Genomic DNA, 14,177 nt, shown 5'->3' on the forward strand with positions numbered 1-14,177 from the left:
GGCGGCCCCTTCCGGTGCTCGCGGAGTGCTACTGCGCGGGCTCCGGCTCGGGTTCGGCCGGGAGCTCCTCCACCGGCTTCTTCACCGAGTCGAGCAGCAGCTGGGCCACGTCGACGACCTGGACGGACTCCTTGGCCTTGCCGTCGTTCTTCTTGCCGTTGACCGAGTCGGTCAGCATGACGAGGCAGAACGGGCAGGCGGTGGAGACGATGTCCGGGTTGAGGGACAGGGCCTCGTCGACACGCTCGTTGTTGATGCGCTTGCCGATCCGCTCCTCCATCCACATCCGGGCACCGCCGGCGCCGCAGCAGAAGCCGCGCTCCTTGTGACGGTGCATCTCCTGCTGGCGCAGGCCGGGGACGGCGCTCATGATCTCGCGCGGCGGCGTGTAGACCTTGTTGTGGCGGCCCAGGTAGCAGGGGTCGTGGTACGTGATCAGGCCCTCGACCGGGGTCACCGGGATCAGCTTGCCCTCGTCGATGAGGTGCTGGAGCAGCTGCGTGTGGTGGATGACCTCGAACTCGCCGCCCAGCTGCGGGTACTCGTTCGCGATCGTGTTGAAGCAGTGCGGGCAGGTGGCGACGATCTTCTTGGCCGACTTCGGCTTCTTCGTCGACTCGTCCTCGTCGTCCTCGCCGAACGCCATGTTCAGCATCGCGACGTTCTCCTGGCCCAGCTGCTGGAACAGCGGCTCGTTGCCCAGGCGGCGCGGGGAGTCACCCGTGCACTTCTCCTCGCCGCCCATGATCGCGAACTTGACGCCCGCGATGTGCAGCAGCTCGGCGAAGGCCTTGGTGGTCTTCTTGGCCCGGTCCTCCAGGGCGCCGGCGCAGCCGACCCAGTAGAGGTAGTCGACCTCGGTGAGGTCCTCGACGTCCTTGCCGACGATCGGGACCTCGAAGTCGACCTCCTTGGTCCACTCGACGCGCTGCTTCTTGGCCAGCCCCCAGGGGTTGCCCTTCTTCTCCAGGTTCTTGAGCATCGTGCCGGCCTCCGACGGGAAGGCGGACTCGATCATCACCTGGTAGCGGCGCATGTCGACGATGTGGTCGATGTGCTCGATGTCGACCGGGCACTGCTCGACGCAGGCGCCGCAGGTGGTGCAGGACCACAGGACGTCCGGGTCGATGACGCCGTTCTCCTCGACGGTGCCGATCAGCGGGCGCTCGGCCTCGGCCAGGGCCGCGGCCGGCACGTCCTTGAGCTGCTCTTCGGAGGCCTGCTCGTTGCCCTCCATGTCCTTGCCGCCACCGGCCAGCAGGTACGGGGCCTTGGCGTGCGCGTGGTCGCGCAGCGACATGATCAGGAGCTTGGGGGAGAGCGGCTTGCCGGTGTTCCACGCGGGGCACTGCGACTGGCAGCGGCCGCACTCGGTGCAGGTGGAGAAGTCGAGGATGCCCTTCCAGGAGAACTGCTCGACCTGGGAGACACCGAAGACGGCGTCCTCGGCCGGGTCCTCCCAGTCGATCTCCTTGCCGGCCGTCGTCATCGGCTGCAGCGGGCCCAGCGCGGTGGAGCCGTCGGAGTTCCGCTTGAACCAGATGTTCGGGAAGCCGAGGAAGCGGTGCCACGCGACACCCATGTTGGTGTTCAGCGAGACCGTGATCATCCAGGTGAAGGACGTGACGATCTTGAGCGCCGCGAAGAAGTAGGTGAGGTGCTGGATCGTGCTCAGGTCCAGCCCGTCGAGCAGCGCGATCAGCGGGTACGAGGCGAAGAAGCCCGGCTCCCAGCTGGTCACGTGGTGCTGGACGCCTTCCAGGGCGCGCAGGGTCATGATGCAGGCGCCGACGATGAGGATGACGGCCTCGACGAAGTACGCCTGGCCGGTCTTGGATCCCGCGAAGCGGGACTTGCGGCCCGCTCCGCCCGGCCGGTTCAGCTGCCGGATCACGATCAGGGTGACGATGCCGAGGACGGTCATCAGACCGAGGAACTCGGTGAAGATCTCGTACGGCAGCCAGTCGCCGATGATCGGGATCAGCCAGTCGGCCTGGAAGAGCTGGCCGAAGGCGTTGACGATGGTGAGCAGCAGCGAGAAGAAGCCGACGGCCACGAACCAGTGCGCCACGCCGACGATGCCCCAGCGGTTCATGCGGGTGTGGCCGAGGAATTCCTTGACCAGCGTGACGGTGCGCTGTGTGGGGTCGCCGGTGCGCGTGCCCGCGGGTACCGGCTGACCGAGCCGCACGAAGCGGTAGATCTGCGCGATGGCGCGGCCGAACAACGCGACGGCTACCACCGTGATGACGATCGACACGACGATCGCGGCGAGTTGCATGAGGGGCTCCTCGGGCGGGCCTGCGAGGCGGAGCGCCGGCACGTTCGAGTGTGGCGCTACTAAGCGGTAACTTATTCAGTCCGTGCTGAGATTACCCCGTCACGGCTCCGCGCTGTAGCGGCGCCCGCGGTGATCTGTGTCGCTCAGGCAAGCCTTGCCCTCCCGCCGGATCCCGCGCGCTCAGGCGGTCCGTGCCGCGCGGCGTCTGCGCACTGCTGGAAGCGTACGCGCCAGGACGGCCAGATCCATCCCGAGCCAGTGGTGGTCCACGTAGTGGAGGTCGAGCAGCTCCCGCTCCTCCCACGGCAGCTCGGAACGCCCGCTGACCTGCCACGGACCGGTCAGGCCGGGCCGGACGGACAGCCGGCGGCGGGCCTCGCCCGTGCACTCCCGGTGTTCCGGGACCAGGGGGCAGGGGCCCACCAGGGACATCTCCCCGCGTACGACGTGGAGGAGCAGGGGCAGGGCGGCGAGCGGGCCGGGCGTGCGGAAGGTCAGCATCACGAACGGGTCACCGCCCAGGCCGGCCATCGTCCGGCGGCGCAGGACGCGGCCCGGGCCGCCCGCCGTGAGGGCCCCGGCGAGCGCGACGGCGGCGATCGGGAGGGTGAAGAGGGTCAGCAGGAGGAGTCCGCCCGTGAGGTCGAGTACACGCTTGGCCGTCATGCCCCACACCCTTTCGTGGGATATTCGTGGGATATACCTGCTTTGCCCGGCTGTGGCATTCCGGACTCTCTCACGCCCGGGGGCGTCCGCCCCGGAACCGACGCGCTCATTCCGCTGTCTTTGAGTGAGATGCAGACCGAAGAGTTGAGCCCCCTCCACTCAGGTCTGTTGACTCAGTGGGAGCTGTCGTGCATCCTTGAGTCAGTTCCACTCAAGTCAGCTGGAGGAATTGAAATGGCACGTGCGGTCGGCATCGACCTGGGCACGACTAACTCCGTCGTCAGCGTTCTCGAAGGCGGCGAGCCCACCGTCATCACCAACGCCGAAGGCGCCAGGACCACGCCGTCCGTCGTCGCCTTCGCGAAGAACGGCGAGGTGCTCGTCGGCGAGGTCGCCAAGCGTCAGGCGGTCACCAACGTCGACAGGACCATCCGGTCGGTCAAGCGCCACATGGGCACCGACTGGAAGATCGACATCGACGGCAAGAGCTTCAACCCGCAGCAGATGAGCGCCTTCATCCTGCAGAAGCTCAAGCGCGACGCCGAGGCCTACCTGGGCGAGAAGGTCGTCGACGCGGTCATCACCGTCCCGGCGTACTTCAACGACTCCGAGCGTCAGGCGACCAAGGAGGCCGGTGAGATCGCGGGCCTCAACGTCCTGCGCATCGTCAACGAGCCGACCGCGGCCGCCCTGGCCTACGGCCTCGACAAGGACGACCAGACGATCCTCGTCTTCGACCTCGGTGGCGGCACCTTCGACGTGTCCCTCCTGGAGATCGGCGACGGCGTCGTCGAGGTGAAGGCCACGAACGGCGACAACCACCTCGGTGGTGACGACTGGGACCAGCGTGTCGTCGACTACCTGGTGAAGCAGTTCGCCAACGGTCACGGCGTCGACCTGGCCAAGGACAAGATGGCTCTCCAGCGTCTCCGCGAGGCCGCGGAGAAGGCGAAGATCGAGCTGTCGTCCTCCACGGAGACGTCGATCAACCTGCCGTACATCACGGCCTCCGCCGAGGGTCCGCTGCACCTGGAGGAGAAGCTCACCCGGGCTCAGTTCCAGCAGCTCACGTCCGACCTGCTGGAGCGCTGCAAGACGCCGTTCCACAACGTCATCAAGGACGCGGGCATCAACCTGTCCGAGATCGACCACGTCGTTCTCGTCGGTGGCTCCACCCGTATGCCGGCCGTCGCCGAGCTCGTCAAGGAGCTGACCGGTGGCCAGGAGGCCAACAAGGGCGTGAACCCGGACGAGGTCGTCGCCATCGGCGCCGCCCTGCAGGCCGGTGTCCTCAAGGGTGAGGTCAAGGACGTCCTGCTCCTCGACGTGACCCCGCTGTCCCTCGGTATCGAGACCAAGGGCGGCATCATGACCAAGCTCATCGAGCGCAACACCACGATCCCGACCAAGCGGTCCGAGATCTTCACGACGGCCGAGGACAACCAGCCGTCCGTGCAGATCCAGGTCTACCAGGGCGAGCGCGAGATCGCGGCGTACAACAAGAAGCTCGGCATGTTCGAGCTGACCGGTCTGCCGCCGGCCCCGCGCGGAGTCCCGCAGATCGAGGTCGCGTTCGACATCGACGCCAACGGCATCATGCACGTGACCGCGAAGGACCTGGGCACGGGCAAGGAGCAGAAGATGACCGTCACCGGCGGCTCCTCGCTGCCGAAGGACGAGGTCGACCGGATGCGCCAGGAGGCCGAGCAGTACGCGGACGAGGACCACCGTCGCCGCGAGGCCGCCGAGACCCGCAACCAGGGCGAGCAGCTCGTCTACCAGACGGAGAAGTTCCTCAAGGACAACGAGGACAAGGTCCCCGGTGAGGTCAAGACCGAGGTCGAGACCGCCGTCGCCGAGCTGAAGGAGAAGCTCAAGGGCGAGGACACCGCGGACATCCGCACCGCCACCGAGAAGGTCGCGGCCGTCTCCCAGAAGCTCGGCCAGGCGATGTACGCCGACGCGCAGGCCGCTCAGGCCGCGGGCGGCGACGCCCCGCACGCCGAGGCGAAGGCCGACGACGACGTCGTCGACGCCGAGATCGTCGACGAGGACAAGCCGAAGGGTGGCGCGGCCTGATGTCGGAGGAGACCCCGGGCTTCGAGGAGAAGCCCGACGTCCCCTCCGGCGGCACCCCTGACGACGCCGCCGAAGCCGCCGAGCCCACCTCTGCGGAGGAGGGCCCGGCGGCCCCGGCCGGGGACGCAAGCAGCAAGACGGCCGAGACCGCCGGTCTCACCGCCCAGCTGGACCAGATCCGCAGCGCTCTCTCCGAGCGCACCGGAGACCTCCAGCGGCTCCAGGCCGAGTACCAGAACTACCGCCGCCGCGTGGAGCGGGACCGGGTCACGGTCAAGGAGATCGCCGTCGCGACCCTCCTGACCGAGCTCCTGCCCGTGCTCGACGACGTCGGCCGGGCCCGGGACCACGGCGAACTCGTGGGCGGGTTCAAGTCGGTGGCCGAATCGCTGGAGACCGTCGTCGCCAAGATGGGTCTGCAGCAGTTCGGCAAGGAGGGCGAGCCCTTCGACCCGACGATCCACGAGGCCCTGATGCACTCGTACGCGCCGGACGTCACCGAGACGACCTGCGTGGCGATCCTGCAGCCGGGGTACCGCATCGGCGAGCGGACCATCCGGCCCGCGCGCGTGGCGGTGGCCGAGCCCCAGCCCGGGGCGACGCCGGCCGCGAAGGAAGAGAAGTCGGCAGACGAGGAGAGCGGTGGCCCCGAAGAGGGCTAGCGCAACGATCGTCCGAGAGGAGGGACGTCGATGAGCACGAAGGACTTCGTCGAGAAGGACTACTACAAGGTTCTCGGCGTCCCCAAGGACGCCACCGACGCCGAGATCAAGAAGGCGTACCGGAAGCTCGCCCGCGAGAACCACCCGGACGCCAACACCGGTGACACCAAGGCGGAGGAGCGCTTCAAGGCGATCTCCGAGGCGAACGACGTCCTCGGCGACCCCAAGAAGCGCAAGGAGTACGACGAGGCGCGCGCGCTCTTCGGCAACGGCGGATTCCGCGCCGGACCCGGCGGGGCGGGCGGCACGTTCAACTTCGACCTGGGCGACCTCTTCGGAGGCGCCCAGGCCCCCGGCGGCCCCGGTGGGGCCGGCGGCTTCGGCGGCGGTCTCGGAGACGTCTTCGGCGGCCTGTTCAACCGGGGAGCGGGCGCCGGCGCCGGCCCGCGCACGCAGCCCCGCCGCGGCCAGGACATCGAGTCCGAGGTGACGCTCAGCTTCGTCGAGGCCGTCGACGGCGCGACCGTGCCGCTGCGGATGTCCAGCCAGCAGCCCTGCAAGGCCTGTTCGGGCACCGGCGACAAGAACGGCACCCCCCGGGTGTGCCCGACCTGCGTCGGCACCGGCCAGGTCTCGCGCGGCGGCAGCGGGTCCTTCTCGCTGACCGACCCGTGCGTGGACTGCAAGGGCCGCGGCCTCATCGCGGAGAACCCCTGCGAGGTCTGCAAGGGCAGCGGCCGGGCCAAGTCCTCCCGCACCATGCAGGTCCGCATCCCCGCCGGAGTCTCCGACGGCCAGCGGATCCGGCTGCGCGGCAAGGGCGCACCGGGCGAGCGCGGCGGCCAGTCCGGCGACCTCTACGTCGTCGTCCACGTCGACAGCCACCCGGTCTTCGGCCGCAAGGACGACAACCTGACCGTCACCGTGCCCGTGTCGTTCCACGAGGCGGCGCTCGGCGGCGACATCAAGGTGCCCACGCTCGGCGGCCCGGCGGTGACGCTGAAGCTGCCGGCGGGCACGCCCAACGGCCGGACCATGCGCGCCCGGGGCAAGGGCGCGGTCCGCAAGGACGGCACGCGCGGCGATCTGCTGGTGACGGTGGAGGTCGCGGTGCCCGCGGAGCTGGACGACAAGGCGCGCGAGGCCCTTGAGACCTACCGCGAGGCGACCGCGGGCGAGGACCCGCGGGCAGAGCTGTTCGAGGCCGCGAAGGGAGCTTGACGCAATGGACATCAGACCAGGGCGCAGCCGCAACCCCTATGAACTGACCGACGAGACGCCGGTGTACGTCATCTCGGTGGCGGCCCAGCTCTCCGGCCTGCACCCGCAGACCCTGCGCCAGTACGACCGTCTCGGCCTGGTCTCCCCGGACCGCACGGCGGGCCGCGGCCGGCGCTACTCGGCCCGCGACATCGAACTGCTGCGCACCGTCCAGCAGTTGTCGCAGGACGAGGGAATCAACCTCGCGGGCATCAAGCGCATCATCGAACTGGAGAACCAGGTCGCCGCGCTGCAGGCACGTGTGTCCGAGCTGTCGGCGGCGGTGGAGGGCGCAGCGGCGACGCTGCGCCAGCGCGAGGCCCAGGTGCACGCCTCGTACCGCCGGGACCTGGTGCCGTACACCGATGTGCAGCAGGCGAGCGCACTGGTGGTGTGGCGTCCCAAGCGCGGCGAGTAGCCCGCACGGCCTGCGAAGGAGCCCCCTCCCGGACGGGAGGGGGCCCCTTCGCGTCCGGGGCCGGGAGGCGGCCGCTGGGGTCCACGGGACGCCCTCAGGGGATGAGTTCGCCGATCACGTCCGCGGCGGTCTCCCACCAGGGCGCGGCGCCCGTGCCGAAGGCGGCGGCGAGGGCGGTGCCGACGGCGACGTCCCGGGGCTCGACGGGGACGCCCTCGTCCCAGTCGGCGTCCGCCCGTCCGTCACCGGCGGACTCCAGCGCGCCGATCCTGCGCCCGTCGCGCAGCAGCCGGCTCTCCCGATGGGAGCAGGGGACGAGCCGGTAGGTCACCCCGCCGACGGTGGCGTCCACCCGGTAGGACCGCCGCCAGAGCCGGCCCCGGGCGGGCCTGATCCGGGCGCCCACGCCGTCGACGGTGAGGGTGAGGAGGTCGGGCCTGCGGGTCCCGATGGGGGTGTGCCGGTCGGGTTCGGTGCCGGGCTTCCGTACGAGGTCCACGGTGGGCATCCCGTGCCCGGACACCCGCAGGGTCCCGGCGCGGCCGTCGAGGTCGATTTGCGCGTACATGGTCAGTCGTCCTGCTCCAGGATCCCGGACCGGGCGATGAGGTAGCCGAGTTGGGCGCGGCTGCCGCTGCCGAGGGCAGAGGCGAGCTTGGCGATGTGGGCGCGGCAGGTCCGGACGTTCATGCCGAGCCGGCGGGCGATGGCCTCGTCGACGTGGCCCTCGACGAGGAGCTTGGCGATGGAGCGCTGGACGCCGCTGATGCCGTCGAGGGCGGTGGTGTAGGACACCACTCCCTCCTCCCACGGGACGCCGTGCAGCCAGAACTGGTCGAAGACGCCGACGAGGTACTGCACCAGGCCCTCGTGGCGCAGTTCCAGGGCGACCTGCCGGTCGCTGCGCGCGGGCACGAAGGCGACCTTGCGGTCGACGATGATCAGCCGGTCGATGATCTCCTCGAGCGTCCGCAGCTCCAGGCCGTAGGGGGCGACCCGCTCCACGTAGGCCAGCGTCGCGGGGTGGTGCCGTGCGGTGTGCTGGTACAGGGTGCGCATCCGGACACCGCGGTCGAGCAGCGGCTCCATCCGCTTCAGCGCCTTCTCCAGGGTGTCGGGACGGCGCCCGCTCCCGGGCTGGATGGTGAGCAGCTCTTCGGTGCACTCGGCGGTGACCCGGTCGAGCGTCGCGTTGATCATGCTCAGGCCTTCGAGCACGGTGATGGCGTGCGAGGCCGCCGGGTCCAGCCGGTTGATGGTCATGAAAGGCTCGAACGTGTCGGCCAGCGAGATGGCCTCTTGCCGGCGCGCCTGGATCTCCTGCTCGAGCGGGTGTATGAGCTGGTTGAGCGCGATCGACGGCGGCACGGGCAGCAGCCACTGACCGTCGTCGGGGTCCGGGTGGAGCAGTGCGAGGCGGACGAGGCAGGGCGCGGCGTCAGTCTCGGAACGGGTGATCCGGCCCATGCGCAACGCGTTCGCGTACAAGGTCTTACCCACGTCGCATAGTTCACCGTGCCTGTGGATATGTCCTGTATCGCCTCTTTCTGTCCGCATGTGCACCCCCCTCAGGGTTTTGAATTACAGGAACATGATGCCTGGGTTCGCTGGTGGAAGGGTCGAGAGTGAGCCATCGTCTTATTCGCGGGGGAGGAGGTAATGATCAAAAGAGGTGGAGATCGGCCATGACCAGGATGGTTCGTGCACTCAGCGCCATAGCCGTTGCGGCGGCTGCTCTCGGCGTACTCGTCGGCACGGGCGAGCCCTCGTGGGAGAGCACCCCGAAGTACGCGGTGACGGCGGACCCGGGCGAGCCCTCGTGGGAGAGCGAGCCGGCGCACTCGGTGCTCGCCGCGCCCGGTGAGCCCTCGTGGGAGTTCGCGCCGACCCAGGAGCACCCCGACCGGGTCTCCGTCGAGGCGGGCGCGGGCGCATGACCTTTCCGCCGGACGACCGGGTCTTCCGTCGCGAGATGGCGACGGCGTACCGATCCGGGTGGCATTTCATCGACCTCGTCACGGCAGTGCCGCACGGTGGCGAGTCGTTGATGGTCACCCTCTTCGGTGAGCCGATCATCATCGCGCGGGGTGAGGACGAGGAGATCCGCGCCTACCGATGCCTGCGGCGCCCGCGCGGCGCCCCGCAACCCGTCCGCTGTGCCATCAGGTACGGCATGATCTTCGTCAATCTCGACCAGCGTGACCACCAGCTGCTCGAACCCGAGACCACCACCGCCACCCCCCGCAGTGCCTGAGCGGTTCCCCCGTCGTTCAAGATCGCTCAGGTACTTCCCCCACACAGCGGCGCCATCGCGGACCTGAAACGCGATGGCGCCGTTGTGCTGCCCGAAACCGGAATCAGTGAGTCCGGAATCGGTGGGACCGGAACCGTGCGGCCTCCCGCCCGGCTCGCCCCGCCGCCCACCCGCCGCGGATCACGGGAGAGCCCTCAGGCGCGGCCCATCGCCCGGGTCAGCGCGATCTCGATGACGACCCGGTCCGGGTTCGGGGCCGGGGTCCGGCCGTAGCGCGCGGCGTAGCGGTCGACCGCGTCCGCGACGACGTCCTCCTCCGTGCGGACGCGCGCCACGCCCTCCAGCGTCGCCCAGCGGCCCTTGTCCACCTGGCAGACCGCGACCCGCGCGCCCTCCGGACCCGCCGCCAGGACGTTGGCGACCTTCCGGCTGTGCTTGTTGGTGATCACCCGGGCGATGCCGTTCGAGCCGCCCTCGGGGTCATAGGTCACGCCCACCGCGACCACGTGCGGAGTGCCGTCCGCGCGCGGCGTGGTCAGGGTGCTCATGTGGTACTCGCGCCAGAAGGCGAGGTACGAGTCTTCGGGGTTCCGCGGGTCAGTCGCCATGTCCCGGAACCTACCCGCGGAAGACGCCCCCTCGACACCTTGAGTGGAATAGACTCAACTTTGTGTACGTTGGAGGAGTCATAGCCGACCGACCCGCAAGGAGGAGACCCCGCACGTGGACGCCGAACTGACCAACAAGAGCCGGGACGCGATCAACGCCGCCAGTGGCCGCGCCGTGTCCGAGGGGCATCCCGACCTGACCCCCGCGCATCTGCTCCTCGCGCTCCTCGCGGGTCAGGACAACGAGAACGTCGTCGACCTGCTCGCCGCCGTCGAGGCCGACCAGGCGGCGGTACGGTCTGCCACGGAGCGGCTGCTGGCCGCCCTGCCCAGCGTGACCGGCTCCACGGTCGCGCCGCCGCAGCCCAACCGTGAGCTGCTCGCCGTCATCGCCGATGCCGCCGAGCGGGCCAAGGACCTCGGGGACGAGTACCTGTCCACCGAGCACCTGCTCATGGGGATCGCCGCGAAGGGCGGGCAGACCGGCGAGGTGCTCGCCCGGCAGGGGGCGACGCCCGCGAAGCTGCTGGAAGCGTTCGAGAAGGCAAGGGGAGGGCGCCGGGTGACCACACCCGACCCGGAGGGTCAGTACAAGGCACTGGAGAAGTTCGGCACGGACTTCACCGCCGCCGCGCGCGAGGGGAGGCTGGACCCCGTCATCGGGCGGGACCACGAGATCCGGCGCGTCGTCCAGGTGCTGTCCCGCCGCACCAAGAACAACCCCGTCCTCATCGGCGAGCCCGGCGTCGGCAAGACCGCCGTCGTCGAGGGACTGGCCCAGCGGATCGTGAAGGGCGACGTCCCCGAGTCGCTGAAGAACAAGCGCCTGGTCTCCCTCGACCTCGGCGCCATGGTCGCCGGCGCCAAGTACCGCGGCGAGTTCGAGGAACGGCTGAAGACCGTCCTCTCCGAGATCAAGGAGAGCGACGGCCAGATCATCACCTTCATCGACGAGCTGCACACCGTCGTCGGCGCGGGCGCCGGCGGCGACTCCGCCATGGACGCCGGGAACATGCTCAAGCCGATGCTGGCCCGCGGCGAGCTCCGCATGGTCGGCGCGACGACCCTCGACGAGTACCGCGAGCGGATCGAGAAGGACCCCGCCCTGGAGCGCCGCTTCCAGCAGGTCCTGGTCGCCGAGCCGAGCGTCGAGGACACCATCGCGATCCTCCGCGGCCTCAAGGGCCGCTACGAGGCCCACCACAAGGTCCAGATCGCCGACGCCGCGCTGGTCGCCGCCGCGACCCTCTCGGACCGCTACATCACCTCCCGCTTCCTGCCCGACAAGGCCATCGACCTCGTCGACGAGGCGGCCTCCCGGCTCCGGATGGAGATCGACTCCTCGCCCGTCGAGATCGACGAGCTCCAGCGGTCCGTGGACCGCCTCCGCATGGAGGAGCTGGCGCTGAAGAACGAGACCGACGCGGCCAGCCGGCAGCGGCTGGAGAAGCTGCGCCGCGACCTCGCCGACCGCGAGGAGGAGCTGCGGGGGCTCACCGCCCGCTGGGAGAAGGAGAAGCAGTCCCTCAACCGCGTCGGCGAGCTGAAGGAACGGCTCGACGGGCTGCGCGGCCGGGCGGAGCGGGCCCAGCGCGACGGCGACTTCGACACCGCCTCCCAGCTGCTCTACGGCGAGATCCCGTCGCTGGAGCGGGAGCTGGAGGCGGCGAGCGAGGCCGAGCAGGAGGCGTCCAAGGACACCATGGTCAAGGAGGAGGTCGGGTCGGACGACATCGCGGACGTGGTCGGCGCCTGGACCGGCATCCCGGCCGGTCGCCTGCTGGAGGGCGAGACGCAGAAGCTGCTGCGCATGGAGGACGAGCTGGGCAAGCGGCTGATCGGCCAGACCGAGGCCGTGCGCGCCGTCTCCGACGCGGTCCGCAGGACCCGGGCCGGCATCGCCGACCCCGACCGCCCGACCGGCTCCTTCCTCTTCCTCGGCCCCACCGGTGTCGGCAAGACCGAGCTGGCGAAGGCGCTCGCGGACTTCCTCTTCGACGACGAGCGGGCCATGGTCCGCATCGACATGTCGGAGTACGGCGAGAAGCACACGGTCGCCCGCCTCGTCGGCGCGCCTCCCGGCTACGTCGGCTACGAGGAGGGCGGCCAGCTCACCGAGGCGGTGCGCCGCCGCCCGTACAGCGTGGTGCTCCTGGACGAGGTGGAGAAGGCCCACCCGGAGGTCTTCGACATCCTGCTCCAGGTCCTCGACGACGGCCGGCTGACCGACGGCCAGGGCCGGACGGTGGACTTCCGCAACACTCTTCTGATCCTCACGTCCAACCTGGGCAGCCAGTTCCTCAGCGGGCCGGGCCCGCTCGACGCGCCGGTGTCCGACGAGGAGAAGAAGCGGCAGGTCCTGGAGGTCGTCCGGGCCTCCTTCAAGCCCGAGTTCCTCAACCGCCTGGACGACCTGGTCGTCTTCTCGGCCCTCGACCGGACCGAGCTGGGGCGGATCGCCCAGCTCCAGATCGACCGGCTCGGCAGGCGGCTGGCCGAGCGCCGGCTCACGCTGGAGGTCACCCCGGCGGCCCTGGAGTGGCTCGCCGAGGAGGGCAACGACCCGGCGTACGGCGCCCGGCCGCTGCGCCGTCTGATCCAGACCGCGATCGGGGACCGGCTCGCGAGGGAGATCCTCGCGGGCGAGGTCACCGACGGCGACACGGTCCGGGTGGACCGGTTCGAGGACGGCCTGATCGTCGGCGCGGCGCAGTAGCGGACGGGGCCGCGGGCCGCTCACGGCGGCCCGCGGCCCCCGTCACGTGGGGAACGGCCCCCGTCACGTGGGGAACGGCCCCCGTCACGTGGGGAACGGCCCCGTCACGTGTCGAACGCGGAGAGGCGGACGTGGGCGGTGTCCGCGTCCTCGTACGTGACCCGCACGTCCACGTACAGCGCCTCGTCGTACGAGACCTTCAGGCACAGGTCGCCGGCGCAGGAGTACGGTGGTTCTCCGGCCGGATACGTCGCGGCCAGCCAGTCCGCGACCTCGCCCCGCGGCATCAGGAAGTCCGCCGTGACGCGCGTTTCCTGCCAATGGGCCTCGGTGCACCGGGCGTGCCCGGCGCTCGCCGGCAGCGACCCGCGGGCGAAGTCCATCGCCTCGGTGCATGAGACGCCCGTCGCGTCACCCGCCGAGCTCCAGGCCAGCGCGCCCCACACCAGCAGGGCGAGCGGGCCGCCGCAGCACAGTGTCACCAGCACGGACACCCAGATCCACGTCGACCGGCGCGGCCTCACCGGCTTCGCCGGCATCGCGTTCTCTTCCGTCTGGTCCCCCATGGGCACCAGATCTTGTCAGCCCGCAGCGGATCGCGGGCGGCGGGGCTTGCCACGGACCGGCCGGTATGGGAGAGGATGGCGGCAACCGTACGAAGGGATATTCACGGTGAGCATCGACCCGTCCTCGATTCCGAATTTCGGGGGCCAGCCCCAGCCTCAGGCCGCAGGACCGGCGGGCCCCGTCGTTCCCGACCAGGAACTGGTCAAGCAGCTCCTCGACCAGATGGAGCTGAAGTACGTCGTCGACGACGAGGGTGACCTCGCGGCGCCGTGGGAGGAATTCCGTACGTACTTCATGTTCCGCGGCGAGGAGGACCAGCGGGTCTTCTCGGTGCGGACGTTCTACGACCGGCCGCACTCCGCCGACGACCGCGCCAAGGTCCTCGACGCGATCGACGACTGGAACCGCCGCACGCTGTGGCCCAAGGTGTACACCCACCTGCACGAGGAGGAGGACGGCTCCGCCACCCTCCGCCTCATCGGCGAGGCCCAGATGCTGATCGGCACCGGCGTCGCGCTGGAGCACTTCGTGTCCTCCACCGTCAGCTGGGTCCGCGCCTCCATCGAGTTCGACAAGTGGCTCGTGGAGCAGTTCGGCCTGGAGTCCCCCGAGGACAAGGCCGACGGCGACGCGGGCGACGAGGGCTGAGCGACCGGCCCCCGCCCG

General features: G+C 70.0%; 14 protein-coding genes. 8 read left to right on the plus strand and 6 right to left on the minus strand.

Translation table 11 applies throughout. The features are described from left to right. Nucleotides 1–28: 28 nt before the first annotated feature. Both ACE1OA_RS18395 and ACE1OA_RS18400 read right to left on the minus strand, forming a co-directional pair. Complete coding sequence (locus tag ACE1OA_RS18395; protein ID WP_356776179.1) at nt 29–2,281, minus strand: (Fe-S)-binding protein; 2,253 nt, start codon at nt 2,279–2,281, stop codon at nt 29–31. Between the two features lie 180 nt (nt 2,282–2,461). Then, nucleotides 2,462–2,947: a sugar transferase gene (locus ACE1OA_RS18400; RefSeq protein WP_356603503.1), complete on the minus strand. Its 486-nt coding sequence runs from the start codon at nt 2,945–2,947 to the stop codon at nt 2,462–2,464. Between the two features lie 234 nt (nt 2,948–3,181). Here ACE1OA_RS18400 and dnaK point away from each other — a divergent pair, with 234 nt between their 5' ends. From dnaK to ACE1OA_RS18420, 4 genes are read left to right on the plus strand one after another with little or no spacing between them, the layout of a single operon-like run. Continuing rightward, nucleotides 3,182–5,026, plus strand: coding sequence for a molecular chaperone DnaK (gene dnaK, locus ACE1OA_RS18405; protein ID WP_356603505.1), 1,845 nt, complete (start codon nt 3,182–3,184; stop codon nt 5,024–5,026). After that, nucleotides 5,026–5,688, plus strand: coding sequence for a nucleotide exchange factor GrpE (gene grpE, locus ACE1OA_RS18410; RefSeq protein WP_356603507.1), 663 nt, complete (start codon nt 5,026–5,028; stop codon nt 5,686–5,688). The genes dnaK and grpE overlap by 1 nt, the downstream gene beginning before the upstream one ends. A gap of 30 nt (nt 5,689–5,718) precedes the next feature. Next, nucleotides 5,719–6,909 (plus strand): molecular chaperone DnaJ, encoded by a 1,191-nt coding sequence (gene dnaJ / locus ACE1OA_RS18415; protein ID WP_384871471.1) that lies wholly within the window; start codon nt 5,719–5,721, stop codon nt 6,907–6,909. A gap of 4 nt (nt 6,910–6,913) precedes the next feature. Continuing rightward, a complete protein-coding gene (locus ACE1OA_RS18420) occupies nt 6,914–7,366 on the plus strand; it encodes a heat shock protein transcriptional repressor HspR (protein ID WP_147978884.1) in 453 nt (150 codons plus the stop codon). Nucleotides 7,367–7,460: 94 nt separating this feature from the next. Here the strand turns inward: ACE1OA_RS18420 and ACE1OA_RS18425 are convergent, their stop codons facing one another. After that, nucleotides 7,461–7,934, minus strand: coding sequence for a hypothetical protein (locus ACE1OA_RS18425; protein WP_356776185.1), 474 nt, complete (start codon nt 7,932–7,934; stop codon nt 7,461–7,463). Nucleotides 7,935–7,936: 2 nt separating this feature from the next. Further along, complete coding sequence (locus tag ACE1OA_RS18430) at nt 7,937–8,923, minus strand: helix-turn-helix transcriptional regulator (RefSeq protein WP_187282711.1); 987 nt, start codon at nt 8,921–8,923, stop codon at nt 7,937–7,939. Between the two features lie 128 nt (nt 8,924–9,051). Here ACE1OA_RS18430 and ACE1OA_RS18435 point away from each other — a divergent pair, with 128 nt between their 5' ends. Together ACE1OA_RS18435 and ACE1OA_RS18440 are read left to right on the plus strand one after the other, a co-directional pair. Continuing rightward, nucleotides 9,052–9,303: a hypothetical protein gene (locus ACE1OA_RS18435; RefSeq protein ID WP_356603513.1), complete on the plus strand. Its 252-nt coding sequence runs from the start codon at nt 9,052–9,054 to the stop codon at nt 9,301–9,303. After that, nucleotides 9,300–9,620, plus strand: coding sequence for a (2Fe-2S)-binding protein (locus ACE1OA_RS18440; RefSeq protein ID WP_147978887.1), 321 nt, complete (start codon nt 9,300–9,302; stop codon nt 9,618–9,620). The genes ACE1OA_RS18435 and ACE1OA_RS18440 overlap by 4 nt, the downstream gene beginning before the upstream one ends. 194 nt (nt 9,621–9,814) lie before the next feature. Here ACE1OA_RS18440 and ACE1OA_RS18445 read toward each other — a convergent pair whose 3' ends face one another. Further along, nucleotides 9,815–10,228 (minus strand): pyridoxamine 5'-phosphate oxidase family protein, encoded by a 414-nt coding sequence (locus tag ACE1OA_RS18445; RefSeq protein ID WP_147978888.1) that lies wholly within the window; start codon nt 10,226–10,228, stop codon nt 9,815–9,817. Between the two features lie 115 nt (nt 10,229–10,343). Between ACE1OA_RS18445 and clpB the strand changes: the two genes are divergently transcribed. Continuing rightward, nucleotides 10,344–12,944, plus strand: a complete 2,601-nt coding sequence (gene clpB / locus ACE1OA_RS18450) for an ATP-dependent chaperone ClpB (protein WP_356603516.1) — start codon at nt 10,344–10,346, stop codon at nt 12,942–12,944. 104 nt (nt 12,945–13,048) lie between these two features. Here the strand turns inward: clpB and ACE1OA_RS18455 are convergent, their stop codons facing one another. Next, the gene (locus tag ACE1OA_RS18455) at nt 13,049–13,510 is read right to left on the minus strand and encodes a hypothetical protein (RefSeq protein ID WP_386542626.1); all 462 of its coding nucleotides are present in this window, start codon (nt 13,508–13,510) and stop codon (nt 13,049–13,051) included. 106 nt (nt 13,511–13,616) lie between these two features. Between ACE1OA_RS18455 and ACE1OA_RS18460 the strand changes: the two genes are divergently transcribed. Then, nucleotides 13,617–14,159, plus strand: coding sequence for a YbjN domain-containing protein (locus ACE1OA_RS18460; RefSeq protein ID WP_356603520.1), 543 nt, complete (start codon nt 13,617–13,619; stop codon nt 14,157–14,159). Nucleotides 14,160–14,177 lie beyond the last annotated feature (18 nt).

The organism is Streptomyces sp. JL2001 (genome assembly GCF_050917515.1).
In the GTDB taxonomy this organism is placed as follows: domain Bacteria; phylum Actinomycetota; class Actinomycetes; order Streptomycetales; family Streptomycetaceae; genus Streptomyces.

What these genes read in the sequence shown, in the direction of transcription:
- dnaJ (WP_384871471.1), top strand. Translation starts at nt 5,719, where the DNA reads ATGAGCACGAAGGACTTCGTCGAGAAGGACTACTACAAGGTTCTCGGC.
- dnaK (WP_356603505.1), top strand. Translation starts at nt 3,182, where the DNA reads ATGGCACGTGCGGTCGGCATCGACCTGGGCACGACTAACTCCGTCGTC.
- ACE1OA_RS18445 (WP_147978888.1), bottom strand. Translation starts at nt 10,228, where the DNA reads ATGGCGACTGACCCGCGGAACCCCGAAGACTCGTACCTCGCCTTCTGG.
- grpE (WP_356603507.1), top strand. Translation starts at nt 5,026, where the DNA reads ATGTCGGAGGAGACCCCGGGCTTCGAGGAGAAGCCCGACGTCCCCTCC.
- ACE1OA_RS18455 (WP_386542626.1), bottom strand. Translation starts at nt 13,510, where the DNA reads ATGGGGGACCAGACGGAAGAGAACGCGATGCCGGCGAAGCCGGTGAGG.
- ACE1OA_RS18400 (WP_356603503.1), bottom strand. Translation starts at nt 2,947, where the DNA reads ATGACGGCCAAGCGTGTACTCGACCTCACGGGCGGACTCCTCCTGCTG.
- ACE1OA_RS18395 (WP_356776179.1), bottom strand. Translation starts at nt 2,281, where the DNA reads ATGCAACTCGCCGCGATCGTCGTGTCGATCGTCATCACGGTGGTAGCC.
- ACE1OA_RS18435 (WP_356603513.1), top strand. Translation starts at nt 9,052, where the DNA reads ATGACCAGGATGGTTCGTGCACTCAGCGCCATAGCCGTTGCGGCGGCT.
- ACE1OA_RS18430 (WP_187282711.1), bottom strand. Translation starts at nt 8,923, where the DNA reads ATGCGGACAGAAAGAGGCGATACAGGACATATCCACAGGCACGGTGAA.
- ACE1OA_RS18425 (WP_356776185.1), bottom strand. Translation starts at nt 7,934, where the DNA reads ATGTACGCGCAAATCGACCTCGACGGCCGCGCCGGGACCCTGCGGGTG.
- ACE1OA_RS18440 (WP_147978887.1), top strand. Translation starts at nt 9,300, where the DNA reads ATGACCTTTCCGCCGGACGACCGGGTCTTCCGTCGCGAGATGGCGACG.
- ACE1OA_RS18420 (WP_147978884.1), top strand. Translation starts at nt 6,914, where the DNA reads ATGGACATCAGACCAGGGCGCAGCCGCAACCCCTATGAACTGACCGAC.